The following is a 24,290-nucleotide window of genomic DNA, read 5'->3' as shown; positions in this document are numbered from 1 at the left end:
GCTGGTGCCGCAAGAGGGATTCGAACCCCCGACCCCGTCATTACGAATGACGTGCTCTACCAACTGAGCTATTGCGGCGAACCCTGCCGGGGCCAAGGCGATGCCGGCCCCGATACGCGCGCTCCTGATATCGGGCATGGCCCGAATTGGCAAGGACAAGCCGGGTTCGAAATGCGGCTCACGCGCCCCAGCGGGACCAGAATCCGCGCCAGCCGCCGGCCTGGGCCTTGGGTGTACCGATTTGTTCCGTAAATTCATCACTCGGACCCTCGTCATCGATCCCGGGATCGTCGGGGGCCCGGACGATCGGGATGACCGCGGGAATCGGCGCTGGAGCGGGTTTGCCGAGATCGGCGCGGCTCCGGAATACCGGTGTCGGCGCCGGCGGCGCTGATTCGGCGGGCTCGGGGGCCGGTTGGGCCGTCTCGGCAGGCGTAACCGCCGGCTCGTCCTTGAGGGTTTCCTTGGCGTTTTCCTTGGCGTTTTCTTTGGCGGCTTCCTTGGTCTCAGGGGGCGAATTGTCCTGAGCGGCCGGTACTGGGGCTGGGGCCGTCACGGCCGGTTCCGCCGGGCGTTCGCTGGAGGCCACCGTCACCCGCTTCGGCGGCGGGGCCGCCAGCATGGCCTCCTCGAAGGCCGAGGATTCGATCGTGGTTCCCTTGTCCGAAGGCAGGCTCGCGACCGGGGTCTGCCACTGGAACGCGTCGAGCCGGCCGGTGACCGGCGAGACCGGGCGCCAACGGTCGCTGACATAGCCGTCGGCAGTCCACGCCGGGTCGTGGCGGGCGCGCACCGCGCGCAAGGTCCAGGCGCGGGCACGGCCGCTATCGCCATGCTCGGCACGCTCGATCTCGGCCATCAGCAGCGCGACGCGCTGGGTCGGATCGCTGAGATAAGGCGCGAGCACTTCGCGCGCGCGGGCGAACTCGGAGGCGTCGATCGCGGCACGCGCGATCGCGAGCTGGCCCTCGATATGGCCGGACCTGTCGGCAGGCGTCTTCGCCGCCAGCGTCTCGACCCGCTGCAAGCGGTGCCACGCGGTATCGCCGAGCTTCACATGGGCATAGGCATCCGCGAGATCCGGATGCGGATTGGCGAGCCAGGCGGCCTCCACCCGCTTCATTGCGCGGCGCACCTGATGTGCCTCGCTGTCGAATTTTGCCGCGAGCACGGCCGCGGGCACCAAGGTCGGCGCAAGCTTGACCGCCTCCATCACGCTCTCGCGCGCGACGTCGCGGTCCATGGTTGCCAATTCCAGCGCGCGTGCGGTGAGCAGCACGCCGCGCTGGCGGCGATAGGCCTGCTTGTCGATCAGGCCTGCGGACAAATTCGAATCGAGGATCGCGAGCGCGCCGCTCCAGTCGCCGCGCGCGCAGCGGAAGCCGAGCACCGCTTGCGAGGCCCAGGTCGAGGACGGCGACAGCTTGATCGCTTCCTCCGCGATCATCACGGCGCCGACCGCATCGTCGGCGCGCTGCGCCTCGATGAACAGGCCGCGCAGGCCGAGCAGGCGCGTGTCCTCACGCTCGGCCATGGCACGGAAGACGCGCTGCGCCTCGTCGCGATTGCCTTCGAGCTGCGCCGACTGCGCATGCAGGAGCAGCGCGAGCGGATCATTCGGGGCATGTCGCCGCGCAGTTTCCGCGTGCCGGCGGGCGAGCGCGGTGTCACCATGACCGATCGCGAGCAGGCCGTGGGTGATGGCGTGGCGGCCTCTCGCGTGGCGCTTGTCATGGCGGCGGCGGCGCAGACGCCCCGGCGTGCGCCAGATCGTCGTCACGATGCTCCAGACCAGCACGACCGCCGCGGCAAACAGGCCAAGCAGGAACACGAATTTGGGAAGCGTGGTCGAGGCGCGGAAACTGCCCGCAGTCAGGACGAGATCGCCGGGCTGGTCGGCAACCCAGGCCGCGCCGGCCGCCGCCAGCGCGATCAGGACAAGGAAGAGGACGATGCGAAGCATGGCGATCCCTATACGCGCTTAGTATTGCGCGAACCTTTATTGAGCAGGCTTGGCGAGATCCGCCATGGCATCGTCGGCGAACTTGCGGGAAGCGGCGAGAGCAGCGTCGCGGGCATCGGCCTTGTCGAGCCAGGCCTGCGCCGGCGCACGATCGGCCTCGGCCAGCGTCTTGAGCTCGCGCCGCGCTTCCACGAAATCATTGCGAAGCGCCGCGGCCGTCACCCGCGCGACGATGGCGCCACGATCGTTGCCGACCCCGTCGGTGCGCTCGATGCGGACGAGCTTTGACGCTCCTGCCTGGAGACGCTCGACGATGCCTGTGCCGCTGGTCTGGGTTTCCGCCGGCGGCGACAGCTTCGGCACGATGTTGAGCAGCTCGCGGCTCAGCGCCACCGGCGTCGGGATGCCTGACGCGGCAAAGGTGTCGAGCGGCTTCAGCATATCGGGCTTTGCCGCCATCGCCCGCGCTGCGGCCAATTGCGACTCGTAAGCATCGCCGTGACGAACGGCGACATCGAGCAGCGCCGCCGCCACCACATGGCGCAGCGGCTTGTCGTCCACCTTCTTCGCATCGGCGATCTTCTCGCCCTGCTGCGCAAGCTCGGCACGTTCGGTCTTGCTGGCGCGCTCGAGCTGGGCGATGCGGTCGCTCAGAGCGGCAAGGTCGGGCGCGGCCGTTTGCGCCGCCGATTTCGCATCGTTCAATGTGCTCGCGGTCTTGTCGGACTGCGCACGCAGATTGGCGACGTCGCTGCGCAAGCTGCTCGCGGATTTCTCCAGCGCGTCGATCCGCGCCGCCATGGCGGGATCGGCGGCGGGCTTGCCGGCCTTGGCTTCCACTGCCGCAACGCGACCGCTCAGCGCATCGACCGTCGCGCTCGTGACTTGCGGGGCCGCCGGCGGCGCCTGTACGGCGGGCCAACCCAGCATCCAGCCGACCGCGATCACGACCGCCGCTGCGACAGCGCCGGAGAACGGCGCGATGACCCAGGGCGAAACCGACGACACCGGAGCAGGCGCAACCGCGGCCTGCGGTTCGGTCCGCTCCGGCTCTGCGTCAACCTGGTCGGATTTTGCCTGCTCAGGCTCGGCGTGCTCCGGCGCCGGCGGTGCCTCCGGCTCGACCGCCGGCTCCTGCGGCTGGGTCGAGACTTCGGTGGCTTCGAGGTCGATGGTGGGCGGAGTGCGCTTGGCACGGCCGGACTCAGGAGCCAATCCTGCGTCTTCAGGCTTGTCGTCGGCCATCGTGACGGTTCCTCACACTTCCATACGCGGGACGGACCCGATTACGTCGGATTCGGCTCGACCTCTTACGCCAAACGGGTGCGCAACGCACGCTCCAAGGTGGTAAATAAGGCATTTTCGTCCGGTGTCGCAGCCACCAGAACCTGCGATGCGCCGGCATCGCGCAGCACGCTGGCAACGGTCTCGGACAGGCAGCATTGCGGTATAGCCAGCGCCGAGATTTCGACGCCCTCGTCCCTGGCCGCATCCAGGAACGCCCGGGCGCTGCGCCGGGAGTAGTGCAGCACCGCCTCGACGCCGTGAGCGGCAAAGCCCTCGCAGACCTCGCGCGGCAGATGCTTGACCGGCGCCATGCGATAGGTCGTCTGCGTGACCACGCTAAACCCCTCCGCACCGAGCTCGCCGCCGAGGTCTCGCGACAGATCCGCGCCTGCGAGATACAGCAGCGTGCTCTTTTTCTTCAGCACCTTGTCGCGCGCGCTCTGCATCACCTTGTCGCGCAAGGACGCGGCATCGCCGCCGGCGACGATCACCTCGGCAAAGCCGGCGTCGCGCGCAGCAGCAGCCGTGTGCTCGCCGACCGCAAACAAGGGCAGCTCCAATAGACCAAGATCCCGCAATTGTGGCGCGACGGCACGGATCGCGTTGGCCGATGTGACGAGGATGGCACCGTAGGGAGCTTCACTCTCATCATGGAAGGCGACCGGCTCGAACTTGAGCACCGGCGCAAGCAGCACCGCAAGCCCCCGCGCACGCAGGCTTTCCGCCGTCGCCTCATTGTCGGGGTGCGGCCGTGTGACAAGAATGGACATCGCTGGTGTTCCCGAACCAATTGGCGGCGACGCATTCGTGAGGAAGCCGCGCGTGGCGATTGCGCAATCTGGCCCCGGAATGCTACCGGACGTACCAGAACTCCGCTTTCCGGATGAGCGCAAGGGCGCAAATTGGATAACAATTCGCCAATGCTGGTACTGGGCATCGAGACCACCTGCGACGAGACCGCCGCGGCGGTGATCGAGCGCGCGCCTGACGGCAGCGGCAGGATCCTGTCCAACATCGTGCGGTCGCAGATCGAGGAGCACGCCCGCTTCGGCGGCGTGGTGCCGGAGATCGCCGCCCGCGCCCATGTCGACCTGCTCGACGGCATCATCGCGCGCGCGATGCAGGAGGCCGGCGTCGGCTTCGCCCAGCTTGGCGGTGTTGCTGCCGCGGCGGGGCCGGGCTTGATCGGCGGCGTCATCGTCGGGCTCACCACCGCGAAGGCGATCGCGATGGTGCACGACACGCCGCTGGTCGCGGTGAACCATCTGGAGGCGCACGCGCTGACGCCGCGCCTCACCGACGGAATCGAATTTCCCTATTGCCTGTTCCTTGCCTCGGGCGGCCATACCCAGATCGTCGCGGTCACCGGCGTCGGCCAGTATGTACGGCTCGGCACCACCGTCGACGATGCGATCGGCGAGGCCTTCGACAAGGTCGCGAAGATGCTGGGCCTGCCCTATCCCGGCGGCCCGCAGGTCGAGCGCGCGGCGGCAAGCGGCGATGCCACGCGCTTTGCGTTCCCGCGGCCGATGCAAGGGCGTCCCGATGCCAATTTCTCGCTGTCGGGATTGAAGACGGCAGTCCGCACTGAAGCGAGCCGGCTGGCTGAGATCACGCCGCAGGACATCAGTGATCTCTGCGCGAGCTTTCAGGCCGCCGTGCTGGATTCGACCGCCGACCGGCTGAGCGTCGGCCTCAGGCTGTTCCGCGAAAAATTCGGCGCGCCGCGCGCGCTGGTCGCGGCCGGCGGCGTCGCCGCCAATCAGGCGATCCGCGGCGCCCTCGATGACGTCGCACAGCAAGCCGGGACGCAGCTGATCATGCCGCCACCCGCGCTCTGCACCGACAACGGTGCGATGATCGCCTGGGCCGGCGCCGAACGCCTCGCGCTCGGCATGACCGACACGATGGAAGCGCAGCCCCGCGCGCGCTGGCTGCTCGATGCCAACGCAACGGCGCCGGCCGGCTACGGCAAGACCCGGGCGGGATACTAGCCATGACCACGTTCCAATCCGTCGCGGTGATCGGGGCGGGCGCCTGGGGCACGGCGCTGGCGACCGTGGCGGCGCGGGCGGGACGGAGCGTCACGCTGTGGGCACGCAATGCCGAGCACGCCGCGCGGATCGCCTCGACACGCGATAATCCGCGGCTGCCCGGCGTGCGGATCGCGCCGGAGATCGTCGTGACCAGCGATCTGGCGCTCACTGCGCGCGCCGACATGTTGCTGATCGCAACACCGGCGCAGCATTTGCGCGGTGCCGTCAACATGCTGGCCTCGCATTTGACAAGGCCCATGCCGATCGTTGCCTGCGCCAAGGGCATCGAGCACGGCACCCATAAATTCATGACCGACGTGATTGCGGAGGCCGCGCCGCACGCCCAGCCGGCGATCCTGTCGGGCCCGAGCTTTGCCGACGATGTTGCGCGCGGCTTGCCCACGGCGGTGACACTGGCGGCAAAGGACGAGGCGCTGGCGAGCGGCCTGGTGCAGGCGCTGGGCTCACCGACGTTCCGTCCCTATCACTCTACGGACATCCGCGGCGTCGAGATCGGCGGCGCGGCCAAGAACGTGCTTGCGATCGCAGTCGGCATCGCGGTCGGGCGCAAGCTCGGAGCCTCCGCCCAGGCAGCGCTGACGACCCGCGGCTTTGCCGAGCTGACGCGCCTCGGCCGCGCGCTCGGCGCACGCAGCGAAACGATCACCGGCCTGTCTGGCCTTGGCGATTTGATCCTGACCTGCTCGAGCCCGCAATCGCGCAATTTCGTCCTTGGCCTTGCTTTGGGCCGCGGCGAACAGCCGCCTGCGGGCAAGCTTGCCGAGGGCGAGTTCACCGCGCCGGTGCTGATCGAACTCGCAGCTTCGCAAAACGTCGAGATGCCGGTATCAGAAGCTGTCGCGTCGATCCTGAGCGGCCGGAGCACGATCGACGCCGCGATCTCGGCACTGATGACGCGCCCCTTCAAGGCAGAGGAATAAACATGGCGTACTGGCTGGTGAAATCCGAACCATCGGTGTGGTCCTGGGACCAGCAGGTGGCGAAGGGCGCCAAGGGCGAGGCCTGGACCGGCGTGCGCAACTACACCGCGCGCCAGAATCTCGTCGCCATGAAGAAGGGCGACAAGGCGTTCTTCTATCATTCCAACGAGGGCAAGGAGATCGTCGGCATCGCCGAGATCGTCAAGGAGGCCTATCCCGATCCGACCGACAAGACCGAGAAATTCGTCTGCGTCGACATCAAGGCCGACAAGCCGCTGAAGACGCCGGTGACGATGGCCACGATCAAGGCCGAGAAGAAGCTCGCCGACATGGCGCTGGTGAAATATTCGCGCCTGTCGGTGCAGCCGGTGACGGCGGAGGAGTGGAAACTCGTCTGCAAGATGGGCGGGGTTTAGCCGCAGGTGCTGTAGCCCGGATGAGCGAAGCGATATCCGGGAGCACTGGCCCCACATGTCGCTTCGCTCGTGCGGGCTAGGATATCGGAGCTTGCGCATCCGGCAGCGCAAACACCTCGCATGGCGCAGCAATGCCGCGCAGCGAATGCGATCCGAGCGCGATCAGCGGCACGTCCGTTTCCGCGGCGAGCGCGCCCGACACCAGCACGGTCCGCCCCAGCGGCCTGCACAAGCCTTCGAGCCGGCTGGCGAGATTGACGGCGGGACCGATCGCCGTGAAGTCGAGCCGGTTGGCGGCGCCGATATTGCCCCACAGCATCTCGCCCAGATGGATCGCAGCACCGAATGCCAGCGGCGGCAACCCTTGAGCGCCGCGCTCCTTGTTGAGATAGACCATGCCGGCCTCCGCTGCGCCTGCGGCACGCAGGGCGGCCTCGCAGGCGCGGCGCGGCGATGCCTCGACCACCGGAAAGATCGCGAGCACGCCGTCGCCGATGAATTTCAGCACCTCGCCGCCAAAGGCGTGGACAGCGCCGGCGATGCGATCGAACCAGGCATCGAGCGCGGCGATGACCTGTGCAGGCGGAGAGGTTTCCGACAACGTCGTGAAGTTGCGCAAATCCGCATAGAGCAGCGCGGCCTGAATGGTCTCGCCGAGATCGCGGCGCAGAGGTGCCGCCAGCACCCGCTCTGCGCTGCGCTTGCCGAGATAGGCATCGAGCGTTGCCCGCAGCGTAGCGCGCGCGGCGAGCACGGCGAGGGGCGTCGCGGCAAAACGCGCGGCCTGGCGCAATTGCCCGATGTCGTCCGCGGTGAAGGAACGCGACCCGATCCAACAAAGCTGCGGCCCATCGGGCCGTCCGATGATGTCTTCGTGCACCTCGCCGCGCGCGATGTCGCGCAGCCAGCGGCGGCCGGCATCGTTGGGCGGATCGGGCGCCAATCCGCCCGGCGCGAAGCCGAGTGCTTCGATCACCTGGCCGCCATCGGCACGCCACAGCCAGGTCCGCTTTGCGATCAGAGGATGCGGCACCTCCAGCGTCAGGGCGCCCGCCGCAAGCGGCACGCCGTCGGCGAGCAGATGGGCGCCGAGTTCCGCAAGCAGGCGGTCCGCCCCGGAACTATCCGAGGCGGCATCGACAAGCCAGGCGAGGGTCGGGGAGAGCTGCATGGCTCGATCATGGCGAAGGCAGGCGGCCTTTGTCACGGGCAATCCTTGACGCGCCGCTTTGGCGCCGCCATGTGCCAATGGCAGCGAAGGGATGATCGCCGATGACCGAACCGTTCATAGTGCGACGCGAGACCCAGATCGCCGCACCGCGCGCCACCGTTTTCGCCTATCTGACCGACCCCGAGAAAATCCTGAGCTGGATGGGCTCCGATGCGACCACGGAGCCGCATCCCGGCGGGCTTTATCTGCTCAAGGGCATCGGCCCCCGCAGCGGCGTCGCCCGCGGCGCCTTCCGCGAGGTCGTGCCGGTGCATCGTCTGGCCTACACGTTCGGATGGGAAGGCGGCCAGGAAGTACCGCCCGGCTCGAGCCTGATCGAGATCGACCTGATCGAGCGCGACGGCGGCACGCTACTGCGCATGACCCATAGCGGCCTCCCGAGCGAAGCGCAGGCCGCCGCGCACGCGACGGGGTGGGCGCATTATATGGAACGGCTCACGACCGCAGCCGCAGGCGGCGATCCCGGTCCCGACAACGGCGTCTCGCCCAAGTCGTAGCTCTCGTAGGGTGGGCAAAGCGCAGCGTGCCCACCATTCTATGCGATTAGCGAGAGGTGGTGGGCACGGCGCTTCGCGCCTTTGCCCACCCTACGGCAGCGCGACGCGGCGCTACACCGCGGCGGTCGCCACCACCTGCGCCAGAAGCTGCTCGCGCCGCGCCTGCGAGCGCTGGCCCTTCATGGTCGCGGCGAAGCGCTCGAGGATGCCGTCCTCGAACGCGGTGACGATGGTGTCGTGGACGTAGCTCTTGCGGCAGATCGCCGGCGTGTTGGAGAGCTTGTCGGCCGCGGCGCGGATCGCGTCCAGCACCTGCTTCTTGCGGCCGCGCTGGCTGGTCGCCGGCGTGATCCGCGACAGGGATTCCACGACGACGGCAGAGGCCATCAGCGTACGGAAATCCTTCAGCGAGATCTTGATGCCGGCGATCTCGCGCAAGAACGCGTTCACCTGCGTGGTGTTGACCGCGCGCACGATGCCGTAGGCATCGCGATACTGGAACATGCGCTTGCCGGGGACGCCCTGCAAAATGCCGATGGCGCGCACCAGCTTGGCCGCGTCGCACTCCTTGCGCACCGCCTTGCCGCCCTTCGCCTTGAAGGTCAGCACGAAGCAATCGTCCTCCAGCGTGACGTTGGACTTCAGCAGCGTGGTCGCACCGCGGGTGCCGTTGAGACGGGCATAGGATTCATTGCCGGGGCGGATCGCGGTGCGCGCGATCAGCTCGATCACGGCCGAGAGCGCGAATTCACGCGTCGGCTCGTCGCCCGACAGGAACGCCGAGACCTTGCGCCGGATCTTTGGCAGCGCGCCGACGAGCTTTTCTAGGCGATGCGCCTTGCGGTGCTCGCGGACCTTCTCCCAATCGGCGTGGTAGCGATATTGCAGCCGGCCCGCGGCATCGCGTCCCACGGCCTGGAGATGCGAGCTCGGATCGGACGAATAGCGCACCTCGCGATAGGCCGGCGGCACCGCCATGGCGTGCAGCCGGCGGATGGTGCGGGCGTCGCGGATATGAGCACCGTTGGGACGGACGAAGGAATAGCCTTTGCCGCGCCGGATGCGGCGGATGGTCAGCTCGTTCTGGTCACCGAGCCGCAGGCCGAGCTCCTTGGCGAGCGCCTCGACCGTCGCCGCGGGCGCCGTGTCGAACGCCTTTTTCGGGCTCGGACGCCTGAAAGGGCCCGGTTTCGGCCATTGTCCGAGGGCTTTGGCCAGCGCAATGGCCGCAGGATCGGCTGAAGCGGGCCGTATCGTCCCGAGATTCTGCTGATCCATCATAGCCTTATGCCTTAGCCCTGTCTGTTACCGGTCAATGCCGCTGTTCTGATTTTTGTTCCGAAGGGTCTCTTTGGACCCGGGTTGGCCATTTAGGGTGTTCCGAACCGTATTGCGAGTCCCGAATCAGTGAGAGGTGGTTTCTAAATACCTCTGCTGATGCATGAGGGCTCTGCGCCGGCCCGTTCCGCGGATCTCGGTAAAGACCCCCGAAAGCCGCCCGCCGGCTTGTTTCAGATCTGCGACAGTCGCAGCAGGTGGCCTTGATCCTCCGCATGGCCGGCCGCCCGCCGAAGGTCCAGCTTGTGCTCCTTGTCGGGCCCGGTTAGCCCGACGCATAATCAGTCAATGATCAAGTCGGCTCGCCGGTCGCCAGCGTTCGGCCTGCCGTATGTGGAGGGAAGCATGTCCGAGAAGATCTACGACGTCCCGGCGGAGTGGGCGAAGCGCGCCTGGGTCGACCAGGCCAAGTACAAGGAAATGTACGCGCGCTCGATCTCGGACCCGAACGCCTTCTGGGCGGAGCAGGCCAAGCGCATCGACTGGATGCACGCGCCGACGAAAATCGAGAATGTCTCCTTCGCCCCCGGCAACATCTCGATCAAATGGTTCGAGGACGGCATCCTCAACGTCGCCTACAACTGCATCGACCGCCATCTCGCCAAGCGCGGCAACCAGACCGCGATCATCTGGGAAGGCGACGATCCCTCGCAGTCCAAGCACATCACCTACAAGGAGCTGCACGACGAGGTCTGCCGGATGGCCAACATCCTGCGCACCCGCAACGTCAAGAAGGGCGACCGCGTCACCATCTACCTGCCGATGATTCCGGAAGCGGCCTATGCGATGCTCGCCTGCGCGCGCATCGGCGCGATCCACTCCGTGGTGTTCGCGGGCTTCTCGCCGGACAGCCTCGCCCAGCGCATCAATGACTGCCAGTCCAAGGTGATCATCACCGCGGACGAGGGCCTGCGCGGCGGCAAGAAGGTGCCGCTGAAGGCCAATGTCGACGCCGCGCTCGCCAAGGCCGACGGCGTCGACTGGGTCGTCGTGGCCAAGCGCACCGGCGGCAAGATCGACATGAACCCGACGCGCGACCTCTGGTATCACGAAGCGGCGGCAATGGTGACGACGGAATGCCCGGTCGAGCACATGCACGCCGAGGACCCGCTCTTCATCCTCTACACCTCAGGCTCGACCGGCCAGCCCAAGGGCGTGCTTCACACCTCCGCCGGCTATCTCGTGTTCGCCTCGATGACGCATCAATACGTCTTCGACTATCACGACGGCGACATCTACTGGTGCACCGCCGACGTCGGCTGGGTCACCGGCCACAGCTACATTCTCTATGGGCCGCTCGCCAATGGCGCGACCACGCTGATGTTCGAAGGCGTGCCCAATTACCCGGATAATTCGCGATTCTGGAACGTCATCGACAAGCACAAGGTCAACATCTTCTACACCGCACCGACCGCGATCCGCGCGCTGATGCAGTCGGGCGACGAGCCGGTGAAGAAGACATCGCGCGCCTCGCTCCGCCTGCTCGGCTCGGTCGGCGAGCCCATCAATCCGGAAGCGTGGGAGTGGTATCACCGCGTCGTCGGCGACGACCGCTGCCCGATCGTCGACACCTGGTGGCAGACCGAGACCGGCGGCATCCTGATCACGCCGCTGCCGGGCGCGACCAAGCTCAAGCCGGGCTCGGCGACGCAGCCGTTCTTCGGCGTGGTGCCTGAGATCGTCGATGCCGACGGCAAGGTGCTGGACGGCGAGACCTCGGGCAATCTCTGCCTGACGCGGTCCTGGCCCGGCCAGATGCGCACGGTCTACGGCGATCACGCCCGCTTCGAGCAGACCTATTTCTCGACCTACAAGGGCAAGTACTTCACCGGCGACGGCTGCCGCCGCGATGCCGACGGCTATTACTGGATCACCGGCCGCGTCGATGACGTCATCAACGTCTCCGGCCATCGCATGGGCACCGCGGAGGTCGAGAGCGCGCTGGTCGCACATGAGAAGGTGTCAGAGGCCGCGGTCGTCGGCTTCCCGCACGACATCAAGGGCCAGGGCATCTACGCCTATGTCACCTTGATGGCCGGCGTGCAGCCGACCGAGGACCTGCGCAAGGAGCTCGTCACCTGGGTGCGCAAGGAGATCGGCCCGATCGCATCCCCGGATCAAATCCAGTTCGCGCCGGGTCTGCCTAAGACCCGCTCGGGCAAGATCATGCGCCGCATCCTGCGCAAGATCGCCGAGGACGAACCGGGCAGCCTGGGCGATACCTCGACCCTGGCCGATCCCGCCGTGGTCGATGATCTCGTCAAGAACCGGCAGAACCGGAAGCCGGCGTAAACGAGCTCTCGTGCCCCGGACGCAGCGCAGCGCGCACTTCGCGGTGCGCTGCTGAGCCGGGGCCCATCGAGCCGCGCACGAAGAGAAGAACTGGGTCCCGGCTCTGCGGAGCAGCGCTCCGCGCTGCGCCTTGTCCGGGACACGAGACTGCCTTTCGCACCGAGGCCCCGAAATAACAGCCGTTCACAGCCTCACGGACTTGTCAGGGCGTGTGCCGGTGCGGCCGCATCTTTCCCGCCGAGTGTTGTTTTCAGGTCATTTACTTTATTTCGAACATTTCCTTTGTTCCCCCTGCTGGCTGGCCCTTGGCGGCCGTGCGTGGAAACCAACCGGTTAACAGGCGCGGTTAAGAATGTCCCCTGACAAGGACGTGGCAAGCTGGCGATTGCCGGTTCCGCGTAATTTTGGATGATCCGTTCGGGCTAGGGGAAATTCGATGTCGATAAGGATTGCTGTGGCGCTCGCCGCCACCATCGGGGCAGGGGTCTTGATGTCGACCGCGGCGCAGGCCCGGCCGGAAATGGTTGGGGCGCATGTGGCCGACTATTCGCCGGGCACGATCGTGGTCAAAACCAGCGAGCGGCGGCTCTATCTCATCCTCGATAACGGCCACGCCGTGCGCTACCCGGTCGGCGTCGGCAAGTCGGGGAAGCAGTGGGCCGGCACCACCCGCATCGACGGCAAGTACCGCAATCCGGCCTGGTCTCCGCCCGCCGAGGTGAAGCGCGACAAGCCGAGCATCCCTGACGTCATTCCCGGCGGCTCGCCGCGCAACCCGATGGGCGTCGCGGCGATGACGCTGGCCGGCGGCGAATACGCCATCCATGGCACCAACGTGCCGGGCTCGATCGGCGGCTTCGTCTCCTATGGCTGCATCCGCATGCTCAACGACGACATCACCGATCTCTACGGCCGCGTCTCGGTCGGCACGACGGTGGTCGTGACGCGCTGATTGCCGGGATCAAGGCAAGACAAGAAAAGGCCGCGTCCCTGGACGCGGCCTTTTTGTTACCAGAAGCGCCAGCTGCGCGCGCACCAGCCGTCGCGATGGCCGCCATTGTAGCTTCGCGCAAAGCCGCCGGCGAGCAATGCCGCCGAAACGCTCGCAGTCCGCCGGGTCGCGACGTCGGCGAGAACGCGGCCGTATTTGTCGGGGCCGAGATTGGTGATCGTCACGCCGCCCTGGCCGAGCAGATCGCGCAATGCGCGGGCCGCGGCTTCCGCCTTGTCCTGCTCCTCCCGGCAGGACGCTTTCATCTCGGGCGCGTCGATGCCGCGCAACCGAACCCGCACGACGAGATAACGGCCGCCGCGCTGACGAACGCGCGCGAGAAAGGTGTCGCCGTCGATGGTGCGAATGACGTCGACCGGCTCGCGAACATCGGGATGGCCCGCCTGCTCGAGAACGATCTCGGCGTTCCGCGTGCGGTCGCCATCGGCGGCAGGAACAAGCCAGCCCATTCCATGGCGGAAGGTGAGCACAACGGCCAGCGCGATGCCCACCACGAACATCCACGGCAATAATCCGGAGAAGCGCCGGCCGAACGGCGAGCCGCTGTATGACGTCCGATATGGATGGCTGGGGTCAAAGCGCGACATCGCGCGACGCTATGGCTGAGTCGGCCGAGCCTGCAAGAGCGACTCAGAAGTCGGAAGCAATGCCCTTGCGCTCCCAGTCGCCGTAACGGGTGGGCTCAGGCCCCTTTGGTCCCTGCAACTCCTTGGGCGCGGCTTCCGCATGCGCCTTCGTCGCGGCCTGCCGGCGCGCCTCGGCTTCGGCCAGCGCGCGCTTGGCTGCCGGCGTGAGCTGCTTGCGGTCGGAAACGGGAGACAGGTCACTCATCGCCAGGCTTTCTAGCGCAGGACGAGCCGCAACGCGATGTCCAATAACGCATTCCTGAAATCGGCCCGGAAGGGCTGAAAAAGCCGGAAGCGATTCTTACATTTGGCATATTCGCGTGCCAGAGATTGGGTTCTCAAGGCATGCGCCCATTGCGGCGGAACTGCCGCTCGCTCAGAACCTTGCTTCCGCATGCCATCTCAACGTTTCGCCCCTCCGTCCGAAGTGCCCGGTCTCGCGGCGCGACGGATTGCCGCCGACATCGTCGACGGCGTGCTGCACAAGCACCGTACGCTCGACGACCAACTCGACGGCAGCGGCGCCCATCCCGGACTGAAGACGCTGGCCGACCGCGACCGCGCGCTGATGCGGCGCCTGGTCGCCACGGTGCTGCGCCGGCTCGGCACGCTCGGCCATGTGCTGTCCCGCCTGCTCGACAAGGGCATCCCCTCCGATGCGCCGCGCGCGCAGAGCGCGCTCCTGATCGGCGCGGCGCAGATCCTCTGGATGGACGTACCGGATCACGCGGCCGTCGACCTCTCCGTTCGCCTGGTGCAATCCGACCGGCGCGCCGCGCGCTATGCCGGCCTCGTCAATGCCGTGCTGCGCCGCTGCGCGCGCGAGGGCACGGCGCTGGTCGAGGAGGTTGCCGCGCAATCGCTGGATCTGCCGCCATGGCTGCTCGCGCGCTGGAGCGCGCACTATGGCGAAGCGACCGCGAGGGAGATGGCACTGGCACTCGGCCACGAGCCTTCGCTCGATCTCACGGTGAAGTCCGATGCCGCGCAATGGGCGAGCCGCCTGCACGGCGAGACGCTTCCGACCGGAACGGTGCGGATGCTGCTGCACGGCTCGGTGACCATGCTGCCCGGCTTCGCCGAGGGACAATGGTGGGTGCAGGACGCCGCCGCCGCGCTGCCGGCCCTGCTGTTCGGCGACGTCAAGGGCAAGTCCATTGCCGATCTCTGCGCCGCCCCCGGCGGCAAGACCGCGCAACTGGCGCATGCCGGCGCGCAGGTCACGGCGATCGACCGCTCGCCGGCCCGGGTGACGCGACTGCGTGAAAATCTGGCGCGGCTGTCGCTCCAGGCCGAGACCGTCGTCGCTGACGCCGTGGAATGGGCCGGCCCCGCCGATGGCTTCGACGGTATTTTGATCGATGCGCCCTGCACCTCAACCGGCACGATCCGCCGTCATCCCGACGTGGCGTGGCTGCGGCAGGAATCCGATGTCACCGCCATGACTGTGCTCCAGCAGCGGCTGCTGCGAAAATCGGTATCGTTGCTCAAGCCGGGCGGCACGCTGGTCTACTGTACCTGCTCGCTGGAACTCGAAGAGGGCGAGCAGGCCGTGGCGACGCTGCTGGCGAGCGAGCCTGCGCTTCGCCGCGTCCCGATCGAGGCCGCGGAGGTCGCGGGCCTCGACGAAATCATCACAGGGGACGGCGATCTGCGCACCCTGCCCAGCCATCTGCCGAACGCCGATCCAAAGCTCGGCGGGCTCGACGGATTTTTCGCGACCCGGCTCGTTAAATCCTGATTTTGCACCGGATTTTGCGACCGCGACGCTGATTCGCACACGTTCAAGGTGGTGTCAGACGTCCGATTTTGGGATTAATAGGGATTCGTCGGAATCCTCTCCCCCTTCAAGGCAAAGCGTGTCGGTCGCTCAACGCAGACGTATCTCGACGCTGGTCATGAACCGCTTCGCGCGGAACATGCTCGCGCGCGCGAGCGGCGGTTCCGTTGCGCTGTCGCGGGTCTGGCCCGGCCGCACCGATCGGCTGATCATCGCGCCGCACGATCTGCGCACCGCGGATGCGACTCGCGCCGCCGAAATCTATGCCGGCCGCTTCGTCTTCGCCGGCAAAATCGTCAATTGCCACGGCCGTTCGATCTTCGATCTCGAGCCGCCGTCGGAGGATTGGGAGGTCGCGCTGCTCGGCTTCGGCTGGCTGCGCCATTTGCGCGCCGCCGACACTGCGCTGACACGGGCGAATGCGCGCGCGCTGATCGAGGACTGGATCGCCAACCCCGCCAACAAGCGCCGCCCGGTCGCGCGACGTGCCGACGTGCTGGCCCGGCGCGTGATCTCGCTGCTGTCGCAGGCGCCGTTGGTGCTCAACGAGACCGACAACAAGTTCTACCGCCGTTACCTGCGCGCCCTCGCGCGCGAGATCCGCTTCCTGCGCTACACCATGGTCAACATTCCCGACGGGGTGCCGAAGCTCCAGGTGCTGATGGCGCTGTGCTATGCGGCCTTGTGCCTTGCCAACCAGGCGGGCCAAATCCGCAGCGCATCGAAGAAGCTGTCGGACGAATTGCAGCGGCAGATCCTGCCCGACGGCGGACACATCTCGCGCAATCCGGGGGCGCTGATTGAGCTCCTGATCGACCTGCTGCCGCTGCGGCAGACGTTTGCTGCGCGCAACATCGCGCCGCCACCGGCGCTGCTCAACGCGATCGACCGCATGATGCCGATGCTGCGCTTCTTCCGCCACGGCGACGGAAATTTCGCGCTGTTCAACGGCATGAGCGCGACATCGTCCGACCTGCTCGCAACGCTGCTCGCCTATGACGACACCCACGGCGCGCCGATGGCGAACATGCCGCATACCGGCTTTCAGCGCCTCGATGCCGGCCAGACCACTGTGATCATCGACACCGGCCCGCCGCCGCCAGCCGGCGTCAGCCACGACGCCCATGCAGGCTGCCTGTCGTTCGAACTGTCTTCCGGCATCAGCCGCATCGTCACCAATTGCGGCATGCCGACCACAGGCCGCGACAATTGGCGGCCGTTCGCCCGTGGCACCGCGGCGCATTCGACGCTGACCTATCACGACACCTCCTCGTGCCAGTTCGTCGAGATGTCGGCGATGAAGCGGCTCCTGCACGGCTCGCCTGTTACCAGCGGGCCCGTCGAGGTCGAGAGCTATCGCGAGATCGTGCAGAACGGCACGCTGCTCACGACCTCGCATGACGGCTATCTTTCCAAGTTCGGCGCGATCCACCGCCGCGTGCTGATGATCGCCAATGACGGCGCGCGCATCGACGGCGAGGACACGCTGTCGCCGCCGCAGGGCGGACGCTTCAAGGGCGCAGACGCTGACTTTGCGCTGCGCTTCCATCTGCATCCGGCAGTGAAGGCGAGCCGGCTGTCGGATGCGCGCGGCGTCATGCTGGTGCTGCCGAACCGCGACGTCTGGACCTTCGAGGCGCTCGACGACAAGGTCGACCTCGAGGACAGCGTGTTCCTGGCCGGCAATGACGGGCCGCGCCGCACCGCCCAGATCGTGATCCGGCAGGACGCGCGGCAGGCGCCCTCGATCCGCTGGAGCTTTATCCGCTCCACGGCATCGCCGACCGTCACCAATGCCCGCCGCAACGCCCGGCGCGAACCGGAACTTCCGCTGTAAACGCGCGGATTCGGCCCCATCTGATCGTTGTGAAGCACGCCGAAAACTGCTATCGAGCCCTCGCTCGCGCGACTGGCGACCTTGGATGGAGCACCATCGGGAAGCGCGGGACATAGAAGCCGCGCGCCTGGGCATAGACACTCCTTAAGACAGAGGATCTTGCTCATGACTGACCATCCCCGCCGCGTCACCCGCGCGCTTCTTTCCGTCTCCGACAAAACCGGCCTGATCGAATTCGCAAAGGCGCTCGCCGCCCATGATGTCGAGCTGGTCTCGACCGGCGGCACTGCGAAAGCGATCGCCGCGGCCGGCCTCAAGGTGAAGGACGTCTCCGACCTCACCGGCTTCCCCGAGATGATGGACGGCCGCGTCAAGACCTTGCATCCGAAGGTGCATGGCGGCCTGCTCGCGATCCGCGACAATAAGGAGCACGCGGACGCGATGAAGGCGCACGGCATCGCGCCGATCGATCTTCTCGTCGTCAATCTCTATCCGTTCGAGGCGACCGTCGACAAAGGCGCCGGCTTCGAGGATTGCATCGAGAACATCGACATTGGCGGCCCCGCGATGATCCGCGCCGCCGCCAAGAACCATGACGACGTCGCCGTCGTGGTCGAGGCAGATGACTACAAGGCGGTGCTCGACGAGCTTGCCGCCAACAAGGGCGCGACCACGCTGAAACTGCGCCGGCGGCTTGCCGCGAAGGCCTATGCGCGCACCGGCGCCTACGACGCCGCGATCTCGAACTGGTTCAATCGCCAGCTCGAGATTGACGCGCCCGACTTCCGCGCCTTCGGCGGCAAGTTGATCCAGTCGCTGCGCTACGGCGAGAACCCGCACCAGATCGCGGCGTTCTACGCGACGCCCGACAAGCGCCCGGGCGTCTCCACCGCGCGACAGCTCCAGGGCAAGGAGCTCTCCTACAACAACATCAACGACACCGATGCGGCCTATGAATGCATCGGCGAGTTCGACGCCAAGCGCACCGCGGCCTGCGTCATCGTCAAGCACGCCAACCCCTGCGGCGTCGCGGAGGGATCAAACCTCGTCGACGCCTATCGCAAGGCGCTGGCCTGCGATTCCACCTCGGCCTTCGGCGGCATCATCGCGATGAATCGTCCGCTGGACGCAGATACGGCCCGCGAGATCACAAAGATCTTCACCGAGGTGATCATCGCGCCCGACGCCACCGAGGAGGCGATCGCCATCATCGGCGGCAAGAAGAACCTGCGGCTGCTGCTCGCCGGCAGCCTGCCCGATCCGCGCGCGCCCGGCCTCACCGCCAAGACGGTCGCCGGCGGCCTGCTGGTGCAGAGCCGCGACAACGCCGTGGTCGACGACATGACCTTCAAGATCGTGACCAAGCGCGCGCCGACCGACGCTGAAATGCGCGACCTCAAGTTTGCATTCCGGGTCGCAAAACACGTCAAGTCGAACACGATCATCTACGCCAAGGATCTCGCCACCGTCGGCATCGGCGCCGGCCAGATGAGCCGCGTCGATTCAGCCCGCATCGCCGCGCGCAAGGCGCAGGATGCGGCGAACGAGCTGAAGCTCGCCGAGCCGCTGACCAAGGGCTCGGTGGTGGCGTCGGATGCGTTCTTCCCCTTCGCCGACGGCATGCTCGCATGCATCGAGGCCGGCGCCACCGCTGTAGTGCAGCCCGGCGGCTCGATGCGCGACGACGAGGTGATCAAAGCCGCCGACGAGCACGGCATCGCCATGGTGTTCACGGGCACGCGGCATTTCCGGCACTGAGCCGCGGTTGTCGTCCCGGACAAGCGCAGCTCCGGGCAACGCGTAGCGTTGTCGAGAGCAGAGCGCCGATCCGGGACCTCCGCGCGAGCGCTTGCGCTCGTCGCGATTACCACAGGGAGAAGCTTGGTCCGCGGTATTGGCCGCGTCGCGCCAACGAGAGATCACGCGGTATGGGTCCCTGCGTTCGCAGGGACGACGGCGAGAGTTAGCTAGTCTTTCACCCGCATCAACAGCCCCAGCCCCGCGACGAAGAACACCACCAGCACGGCCATGCCGGCCTTCTGGCTTGCAGTCACCGCCGTGATCATGCCGATCAGCAACGGTCCGATGAAGGACGTCACCTTCCCCGTCAGCGCGAACAGGCCGAAATACTGCGCGATGCGGTCCTTCGGTGCGAGGTGGATCAGCAGCGTGCGTGAGGCCGCCTGGAGTGGACCACCGGCCGCGCCAATGAGGCAGCCCAGCACGAGATAGGCGCGCTCGGCCGCGCTCGAGAACAAGGGAGCGTCTGCTTGCGGCGGCGCGACCTTGATGAACAAAACACTGTCCTTGTCGACCAGGAGAATTGCCGCCACGGACAACAGCAGCACGAGCAAGCTGCCGGCGATGACGCGCTTCGGCCCGAGACGATCATCCAGCTTGCCGCCGAACCACGCGCCAAATGCGCCGGCAATCGCGAGCATGATGCCGAAGGTGCCGATCTGGATGGTGTGCCAGCCGAAGGTGCCCGCGGCATAGATGCCGCCAAAGGCGAACAGCGACACCAGACCATCCGTGTAGATCATATTGGCGAGCAGAAATGCCGCCAGCGATCTCTGTTGCGGCAAGCCTCTGATCGATTGCCTCAGCTCCCACAGCCCCTCGCGCAACGCCTGGCGCACCGGGCGCTTCGCCGGATAATCCGGCGTGAACAGGAACAGCGGCGTCACGAAGACGATGAACCACAGCCCGGTCAGCGGGCCCACGATGCGATCGCCCTGATGGCTGACCGGATCGAGCCCGAACAGCGGCGTGAAGCCCAGCAATGTGCGGCCGGTCTGCGGGTTGGCCGCGAGGAAGCCGAGCACGATGATCAGGCTGACGATCCCGCCGACATAGCCGGTGGCCCAGCCGGTGCCGGAGAGCCGTCCGATGCGCTCCGGCGGCACCAGCGTCGGCATCATCGCGTTGTTGAAGAGGGTGGCGAATTCCGCGCCGACGCTGGCGAGCGCGACTGCGGTGAGCAGGGGCGGAATGATGGAGGGATCGCCGGGCTTGCCGATCCACAGCGTGCAGGATGCCGCCACCAGCAGCGCACCGAATCCCGCGATCCACGGCTTCCGGCGGCCCGAGGCGTCCGCGATGGCCCCCAGCACCGGCGACATCAACGCGATCGCAAGGCCCGCGGCCGCCATCGCAAATCCCCACAGCGATTGGCCGGTGGCGGGGTTCGGCGCAATGCTGGTGGCGAAATAGGGCGCGAACACGAAGGTCGTGATCAGCGTGAAATAAGGCTGCGCGGCCCAGTCGAAGAAAATCCAGCTGACGACGGCGGCGCGCCGCGGATAGGTCCGCGCCACGCCGGCCATGCGCACATCCGGGGCGATCGTCGTCATCACGCAGTCCTCATCACGAACAGTTTTGCCTCTATTGGGGCAAACCGTATAGCATTGCAGCGAGGCATGTGAACTGGTTCGAAGCCACGGCGGAAGCTTGATGATGTCGTCATATTCGACAAGGCGGACATTTTTCGCCTTCATAGCCGCCCTGGCGTTTGGTCTGTCACCGGCAGCCGCCCAGGATGCGCGACGGGCCTATGTCCCAGCCGCGCCTGACACGGTACGCGCCGTCGCCGCCGAGCACGGCATGGTCGTCGCGCAGGAGAAGATATCTGCGCAGATCGGTGCCGATATCCTGCGGAGCGGCGGCAATGCGGTCGATGCCGCGGTCGCGACCGGCTTTGCAATGGCCGTGACCTATCCGCGTGCCGGCAATATCGGCGGCGGCGGCTTCATGGTGATCCATTCCGCGGACCGCAACGAAGACATCACGATCGATTACCGCGAGACGGCTCCGGCGGCGACCACGCCGCAAATCTTCCTCGGCGCCGACGGCAAGCCCGATATTGCGAAGTCACGGGATTCCGCGCTCGGCGTCGGCGTGCCCGGCACGGTCGCGGGCCTCGCTTTGGCATTGGAGAAATACGGCTCGGGGCAATTCACGCTGGCGCAATTGCTTGCGCCCGCGATCGCGCTCGCCCGCGACGGCTTCGCCGTCGGCGACGATATGGCCGACACGCTGCCTACCTGGCACCGGCGGCTGGCACGCTGGCCCTCCTCGGCGAAAATCTTCTCGCGGCCCGATGGCGCGCCGCTGGGCGAAGGCGACAGGCTGGTGCAGGGCGATCTCGCTGAAACGCTGTCGGCGGTCGCCGCACAGGGGCCACGCGGCTTCTATGAGGGGCCGGTCGCGGAAAAGCTCGCCAAGGCCGTGACGGACGCCGGCGGCATCATGACGCCCGCCGATTTGAAGGCCTATCAGGCCGTGATCCGCGCGCCGGTGCGCGGCACCTATCGCGGCTATGACATCGTGTCGATGCCGCTGCCTTCGTCGGGCGGTGTCGTGCTGGTGGAGACGCTCAACATCCTCGAGGGCTTTCAGCTCGCCGATCTGAAGCAGGGATCGCCGGCATCGCTGCATCTTCTGATCGAGGCGATGAAGCGCGCCTATGCGGATCGCGCGCGCTATCTCGGCGATCCCGCCTTCGTCAACGCACCGATCGAGACGCTCGTCGGGAAGGACTACGCCGCCAAGCTGCGCGCCGGCATCTCCGCCGAACGCGCCACGCCGTCGAAGGAGCTCGTTTCCGCGGCTCCCTCGCCGCGTGAGGGCAGCAACACCACGCATTTCTCCGTCGTCGATTCCAGCGGCAACGCCGTCAGCAACACCTATACGCTGAACTTCAGTTACGGCGTCGGCCTCGTTGCCGACGGCACCGGCGTGCTGCTCAACAACGAGCTCGACGATTTCACCGCCGCAATCGGCGCCTCCAATGCCTACGGTCTCATCGGCTTCGAGGCCAATCTGCCGGGCCCCGGCAAGCGGCCGTTGTCCTCGATGTCACCGACCATCGTGTTGAAGGACGGCAAGCCGGTGTTGGTGACGGGCTCGCCCGGCGGCAGCCGCATCATTTCGAGCGTGCTGCAGGTCATCGTCAACGTGCTCGACTACAAGATGGATGTTGCGGCCGCCGTCGCAGCGCCACGGCTGCATCATCAATGGTTGCCCGATGAAGTCCGTGTCGAGAGCGGCTTTCCCAGCGATGTTCTGGGTAAGCTGAAGGCGATGGGCCACGTCATCGTCGAGCCGATGGGGCAGACGTCGGTCAATTCGATTGTCGTGACACCCAACGGACCGCTCGGCGCGCCCGATCCGCGCACGCGCGGCGCAGAAGCTGCGGGGCAGTAATCGGCGCGTTCCTGACCGAGCTCTATCCGACGTGGCTGCGCGGTTCCGGCCAGGGCTTTTGCTACAATTTCGGCCGCGGGAACGGCGCGCTGTTTCCGTTCCTCGTCGGCGCGCTATCGGCGACGACGTCGCTTGCGAATGCGATCGCGATGTTCGCGGTGGTGGCTTATGCGGTGTTCTTCATCGCCGCGTTTGCACTGCCGGAGACGCGCGGACGCGTGCTCCATGCGGATTGATTTGAATGTCATCCCGGGGCACGCGAAGCGTGAACCCGGGATCTCGCGCCACAATCTCGAGATTCTCAGGTGCGCAATTGCGCACCATAGTTCGCCCTTCGGGCGCCCCGGAATGACGGGACTAACTACCGCCCCACCTGGTACGGCCCGCCCTTTTCCAGCGCTCGGGCATATGCCGGCCGCGCGTGGATGCGCTCGAGAAACGCCATCGCCTTGGGATGGCCCTGCTCGAGCCCGCCGCGCGCTTGCGCCGCTTCCAGCGGAAAGCTCATCTGGATGTCGGCTGCGGTGAACTCGTTGCCGGCGAACCACTCGCTCTTGCCGAGCTCGCCTTCCCAGTAATCCATGTGCTGCTTGAGCTGCGGATTGACCAGCGTGGTGAGCGCCTGGTTCGAGACCTTGCGCACCAGCGGACGAAGCAGCGCGGGCGCACGCTTCGGCATCAGCGTGAACAGGAGCTTCAGCAGCAGCGGCTGCATCGCGGACCCTTCGGCATAATGCAGCCAATAGGTGAAGCGCAGCCGCTCCGGCGTGTTCGGCGGCGGGATCAGCCGGCCGTTGCCGTAGGTCGCGATGAGATATTCGATGATCGCGCCGGACTCGGCGATGGCGTTGCCGTTGTCGGTGATGACGGGCGACTTGCCGAGCGGATGAATGGCGCGCAGCTCCTTCGGCGCGCGCATGTCCGGCTGGCGCTGATAGCGCACGATCTCATAGGGCACGCCCAACTCTTCGAGCAGCCACAGCACGCGCTGCGAACGGGAATTGTTGAGGTGGTGAACGGTCAGCATCGGCGAGGTCCCCAAGGCAAGGCGTGGTGGCTAGACATGGTCGGTCTATGGCGCCGTTCGTGCCAGCCCGGGATCACAATGTCGAGCCATCGGTGCGGATATTTTCACCCGGGTATATTGACGGCAACAATTTACCCGGATATTAAATGGCCCCAACGTCGTCAAAATGGCAATGATTCCAATGCAGAAGATTTTTACCGCCTTCCAGGGGCAGCGCCGACTGGTGTCGGGGCCGGCAGGCGAGGTCGCGCTGGTCGTCAAGCGGGTGGCGCAACGGCCGGACGAGCCCATCATCATCTTCGAAGACGGCACGGGCCGATCAATCGACTTCGATCTGCGCGGCGGGGATCGCGAGGTGCTGGCGCGGTTGGCGAAGCTCGTGTCGCCGCCGGTCGAGGAGAGCACGCCACCGAGCGAGCCGCGCGGGCGCGGGCGGCCGAAGCTCGGCGTGGTCGCGCGCGAGGTGACGCTGCTGCCGCGGCACTGGGAGTGGCTCGGCACGCAGCCGGGCGGCGCCTCGGTCGCGCTGCGCAAGCTCGTCGATGAGGCCAGGCGCGCAAGCGGCGACAAGGACCGCGAGCGGCAGGCGCGCGAGGCGGCCTATCACTTCATGTCGACCATGGCGGGCAACCTGCCGCAGTTCGAGGAAGCCTCGCGCGCGCTGTTTGCCGATGACCGGCGACGCTTCACCGGGCTGATCGCGGACTGGCCTGTCGATATCCGCGACCACATCGTCAAGCTCGCCTACAGCGACCGCGCTTAAGGCGCGCGCCCTCTCACGTTCCCATCGACGGCCGAGCCG

Annotated in this window: 20 protein-coding genes, 1 tRNA gene, 1 pseudogene and 1 riboswitch; of the genes and pseudogenes, 12 read left to right on the top strand and 10 right to left on the bottom strand. The window is 66.8% G+C overall.

What is annotated here, in order from left to right:
• Positions 1-2: 2 nt before the first annotated feature.
• From RAD10_RS04800 to RAD10_RS04785, 4 genes are all read right to left on the bottom strand, one after another.
• Positions 3-78 (bottom strand) — tRNA-Thr (locus RAD10_RS04800).
• Between the two features lie 100 nt (positions 79-178).
• Positions 179-1,963, bottom strand: coding sequence for a heme biosynthesis HemY N-terminal domain-containing protein (locus tag RAD10_RS04795; RefSeq protein ID WP_461616516.1), 1,785 nt, complete (start codon positions 1,961-1,963; stop codon positions 179-181).
• 36 nt (positions 1,964-1,999) lie between these two features.
• Positions 2,000-3,208 carry a COG4223 family protein gene (locus RAD10_RS04790; protein ID WP_461616515.1) on the bottom strand — a complete coding sequence of 403 codons (1,209 nt, stop codon included), beginning with the start codon at positions 3,206-3,208 and terminating at the stop codon, positions 2,000-2,002.
• Between the two features lie 65 nt (positions 3,209-3,273).
• Positions 3,274-4,020 (bottom strand): uroporphyrinogen-III synthase, encoded by a 747-nt coding sequence (locus tag RAD10_RS04785; RefSeq protein ID WP_092261502.1) that lies wholly within the window; start codon positions 4,018-4,020, stop codon positions 3,274-3,276.
• Between the two features lie 150 nt (positions 4,021-4,170).
• Here RAD10_RS04785 and tsaD point away from each other — a divergent pair, with 150 nt between their 5' ends.
• From tsaD to RAD10_RS04770, 3 genes are read left to right on the top strand one after another with little or no spacing between them, the layout of a single operon-like run.
• Positions 4,171-5,244: a tRNA (adenosine(37)-N6)-threonylcarbamoyltransferase complex transferase subunit TsaD gene (gene tsaD / locus RAD10_RS04780; RefSeq protein ID WP_461616514.1), complete on the top strand. Its 1,074-nt coding sequence runs from the start codon at positions 4,171-4,173 to the stop codon at positions 5,242-5,244.
• Between the two features lie 2 nt (positions 5,245-5,246).
• The gene (locus tag RAD10_RS04775; RefSeq protein ID WP_461616513.1) at positions 5,247-6,227 is read left to right on the top strand and encodes an NAD(P)H-dependent glycerol-3-phosphate dehydrogenase; all 981 of its coding nucleotides are present in this window, start codon (positions 5,247-5,249) and stop codon (positions 6,225-6,227) included.
• Between the two features lie 2 nt (positions 6,228-6,229).
• Positions 6,230-6,643 (top strand): EVE domain-containing protein, encoded by a 414-nt coding sequence (locus RAD10_RS04770; protein WP_461616512.1) that lies wholly within the window; start codon positions 6,230-6,232, stop codon positions 6,641-6,643.
• 76 nt (positions 6,644-6,719) lie between these two features.
• Here RAD10_RS04770 and RAD10_RS04765 read toward each other — a convergent pair whose 3' ends face one another.
• Positions 6,720-7,814, bottom strand: a complete 1,095-nt coding sequence (locus RAD10_RS04765) for an adenylate/guanylate cyclase domain-containing protein (RefSeq protein ID WP_461616511.1) — start codon at positions 7,812-7,814, stop codon at positions 6,720-6,722.
• 101 nt (positions 7,815-7,915) lie between these two features.
• Between RAD10_RS04765 and RAD10_RS04760 the strand changes: the two genes are divergently transcribed.
• On the top strand, positions 7,916-8,371 hold the full coding sequence (locus RAD10_RS04760; protein ID WP_028139325.1) for an SRPBCC family protein: 456 nt from the start codon (positions 7,916-7,918) through the stop codon (positions 8,369-8,371).
• Between the two features lie 111 nt (positions 8,372-8,482).
• Here RAD10_RS04760 and RAD10_RS04755 read toward each other — a convergent pair whose 3' ends face one another.
• Positions 8,483-9,652 (bottom strand): DNA topoisomerase IB, encoded by a 1,170-nt coding sequence (locus RAD10_RS04755; RefSeq protein ID WP_461616510.1) that lies wholly within the window; start codon positions 9,650-9,652, stop codon positions 8,483-8,485.
• A gap of 402 nt (positions 9,653-10,054) precedes the next feature.
• Here RAD10_RS04755 and acs point away from each other — a divergent pair, with 402 nt between their 5' ends.
• Both acs and RAD10_RS04745 read left to right on the top strand, forming a co-directional pair.
• On the top strand, positions 10,055-12,001 hold the full coding sequence (gene acs / locus RAD10_RS04750) for an acetate--CoA ligase (RefSeq protein ID WP_461616509.1): 1,947 nt from the start codon (positions 10,055-10,057) through the stop codon (positions 11,999-12,001).
• A gap of 436 nt (positions 12,002-12,437) precedes the next feature.
• The gene (locus RAD10_RS04745) at positions 12,438-12,953 is read left to right on the top strand and encodes a L,D-transpeptidase (protein WP_461616508.1); all 516 of its coding nucleotides are present in this window, start codon (positions 12,438-12,440) and stop codon (positions 12,951-12,953) included.
• Positions 12,954-13,009: 56 nt separating this feature from the next.
• On the opposite strand, the gene RAD10_RS04740 is transcribed toward RAD10_RS04745, so the two are convergent.
• Entirely contained in the window at positions 13,010-13,600 is a 591-nt protein-coding gene (locus RAD10_RS04740; protein WP_461616507.1) for a thermonuclease family protein, read from the bottom strand.
• 43 nt (positions 13,601-13,643) lie between these two features.
• Positions 13,644-13,844, bottom strand: coding sequence for a DUF1674 domain-containing protein (locus tag RAD10_RS04735; protein ID WP_461616506.1), 201 nt, complete (start codon positions 13,842-13,844; stop codon positions 13,644-13,646).
• Positions 13,845-14,033: 189 nt separating this feature from the next.
• Between RAD10_RS04735 and RAD10_RS04730 the strand changes: the two genes are divergently transcribed.
• The 3 genes from RAD10_RS04730 to purH all read left to right on the top strand — a co-directional run bounded on the left by RAD10_RS04730 (position 14,034) and on the right by purH (position 19,014).
• Positions 14,034-15,380: an RsmB/NOP family class I SAM-dependent RNA methyltransferase gene (locus tag RAD10_RS04730; RefSeq protein ID WP_461616505.1), complete on the top strand. Its 1,347-nt coding sequence runs from the start codon at positions 14,034-14,036 to the stop codon at positions 15,378-15,380.
• A 157-nt stretch (positions 15,381-15,537) separates the two neighbouring features.
• Complete coding sequence (locus tag RAD10_RS04725; protein WP_461616504.1) at positions 15,538-17,256, top strand: heparinase II/III family protein; 1,719 nt, start codon at positions 15,538-15,540, stop codon at positions 17,254-17,256.
• A gap of 58 nt (positions 17,257-17,314) precedes the next feature.
• A riboswitch (ZMP/ZTP riboswitch) is annotated at positions 17,315-17,396 on the top strand.
• 25 nt (positions 17,397-17,421) lie between these two features.
• Positions 17,422-19,014 (top strand): bifunctional phosphoribosylaminoimidazolecarboxamide formyltransferase/IMP cyclohydrolase, encoded by a 1,593-nt coding sequence (purH, locus tag RAD10_RS04720; protein WP_461616503.1) that lies wholly within the window; start codon positions 17,422-17,424, stop codon positions 19,012-19,014.
• 209 nt (positions 19,015-19,223) lie between these two features.
• Here the strand turns inward: purH and RAD10_RS04715 are convergent, their stop codons facing one another.
• Entirely contained in the window at positions 19,224-20,609 is a 1,386-nt protein-coding gene (locus RAD10_RS04715) for an MFS transporter (protein ID WP_461616502.1), read from the bottom strand.
• A 100-nt stretch (positions 20,610-20,709) separates the two neighbouring features.
• On the opposite strand from RAD10_RS04715, the gene ggt reads away from it, so the two are divergent.
• Both ggt and RAD10_RS04705 read left to right on the top strand, forming a co-directional pair.
• Positions 20,710-22,461 carry a gamma-glutamyltransferase gene (gene ggt / locus RAD10_RS04710; RefSeq protein WP_461616501.1) on the top strand — a complete coding sequence of 584 codons (1,752 nt, stop codon included), beginning with the start codon at positions 20,710-20,712 and terminating at the stop codon, positions 22,459-22,461.
• Positions 22,461-22,697: pseudogene (locus tag RAD10_RS04705) on the top strand (MFS transporter); the annotation flags it as partial. The gene ggt and the pseudogene RAD10_RS04705, both read left to right, overlap by 1 nt.
• A gap of 125 nt (positions 22,698-22,822) precedes the next feature.
• Here the strand turns inward: RAD10_RS04705 and RAD10_RS04700 are convergent.
• Positions 22,823-23,488 carry a glutathione S-transferase family protein gene (locus RAD10_RS04700; protein WP_461616500.1) on the bottom strand — a complete coding sequence of 222 codons (666 nt, stop codon included), beginning with the start codon at positions 23,486-23,488 and terminating at the stop codon, positions 22,823-22,825.
• Between the two features lie 166 nt (positions 23,489-23,654).
• On the opposite strand from RAD10_RS04700, the gene RAD10_RS04695 reads away from it, so the two are divergent.
• Positions 23,655-24,251: a DUF2239 family protein gene (locus tag RAD10_RS04695; RefSeq protein ID WP_461616499.1), complete on the top strand. Its 597-nt coding sequence runs from the start codon at positions 23,655-23,657 to the stop codon at positions 24,249-24,251.
• The last annotated feature ends 39 nt before the right edge of the window (positions 24,252-24,290 follow it).

The organism is Bradyrhizobium sp. 23AC (assembly GCF_054863025.1).
This window is presented reverse-complemented; position numbering and strand designations above follow the sequence as displayed.

Bases quoted from the DNA above. Each gene is read 5' to 3' on its own strand.
- RAD10_RS04795 (WP_461616516.1), bottom strand. From the start codon at position 1,963: ATGCTTCGCATCGTCCTCTTCCTTGTCCTGATCGCGCTGGCGGCGGCC.
- RAD10_RS04790 (WP_461616515.1), bottom strand. From the start codon at position 3,208: ATGGCCGACGACAAGCCTGAAGACGCAGGATTGGCTCCTGAGTCCGGC.
- RAD10_RS04785 (WP_092261502.1), bottom strand. From the start codon at position 4,020: ATGTCCATTCTTGTCACACGGCCGCACCCCGACAATGAGGCGACGGCG.
- tsaD (WP_461616514.1), top strand. From the start codon at position 4,171: ATGCTGGTACTGGGCATCGAGACCACCTGCGACGAGACCGCCGCGGCG.
- RAD10_RS04775 (WP_461616513.1), top strand. From the start codon at position 5,247: ATGACCACGTTCCAATCCGTCGCGGTGATCGGGGCGGGCGCCTGGGGC.
- RAD10_RS04770 (WP_461616512.1), top strand. From the start codon at position 6,230: ATGGCGTACTGGCTGGTGAAATCCGAACCATCGGTGTGGTCCTGGGAC.
- RAD10_RS04765 (WP_461616511.1), bottom strand. From the start codon at position 7,814: ATGCAGCTCTCCCCGACCCTCGCCTGGCTTGTCGATGCCGCCTCGGAT.
- RAD10_RS04760 (WP_028139325.1), top strand. From the start codon at position 7,916: ATGACCGAACCGTTCATAGTGCGACGCGAGACCCAGATCGCCGCACCG.
- RAD10_RS04755 (WP_461616510.1), bottom strand. From the start codon at position 9,652: ATGATGGATCAGCAGAATCTCGGGACGATACGGCCCGCTTCAGCCGAT.
- acs (WP_461616509.1), top strand. From the start codon at position 10,055: ATGTCCGAGAAGATCTACGACGTCCCGGCGGAGTGGGCGAAGCGCGCC.
- RAD10_RS04745 (WP_461616508.1), top strand. From the start codon at position 12,438: ATGTCGATAAGGATTGCTGTGGCGCTCGCCGCCACCATCGGGGCAGGG.
- RAD10_RS04740 (WP_461616507.1), bottom strand. From the start codon at position 13,600: ATGTCGCGCTTTGACCCCAGCCATCCATATCGGACGTCATACAGCGGC.
- RAD10_RS04735 (WP_461616506.1), bottom strand. From the start codon at position 13,844: ATGAGTGACCTGTCTCCCGTTTCCGACCGCAAGCAGCTCACGCCGGCA.
- RAD10_RS04730 (WP_461616505.1), top strand. From the start codon at position 14,034: ATGCCATCTCAACGTTTCGCCCCTCCGTCCGAAGTGCCCGGTCTCGCG.
- RAD10_RS04725 (WP_461616504.1), top strand. From the start codon at position 15,538: ATGAACCGCTTCGCGCGGAACATGCTCGCGCGCGCGAGCGGCGGTTCC.
- purH (WP_461616503.1), top strand. From the start codon at position 17,422: ATGACTGACCATCCCCGCCGCGTCACCCGCGCGCTTCTTTCCGTCTCC.
- RAD10_RS04715 (WP_461616502.1), bottom strand. From the start codon at position 20,609: ATGACGACGATCGCCCCGGATGTGCGCATGGCCGGCGTGGCGCGGACC.
- ggt (WP_461616501.1), top strand. From the start codon at position 20,710: ATGATGTCGTCATATTCGACAAGGCGGACATTTTTCGCCTTCATAGCC.
- RAD10_RS04700 (WP_461616500.1), bottom strand. From the start codon at position 23,488: ATGCTGACCGTTCACCACCTCAACAATTCCCGTTCGCAGCGCGTGCTG.
- RAD10_RS04695 (WP_461616499.1), top strand. From the start codon at position 23,655: ATGGCAATGATTCCAATGCAGAAGATTTTTACCGCCTTCCAGGGGCAG.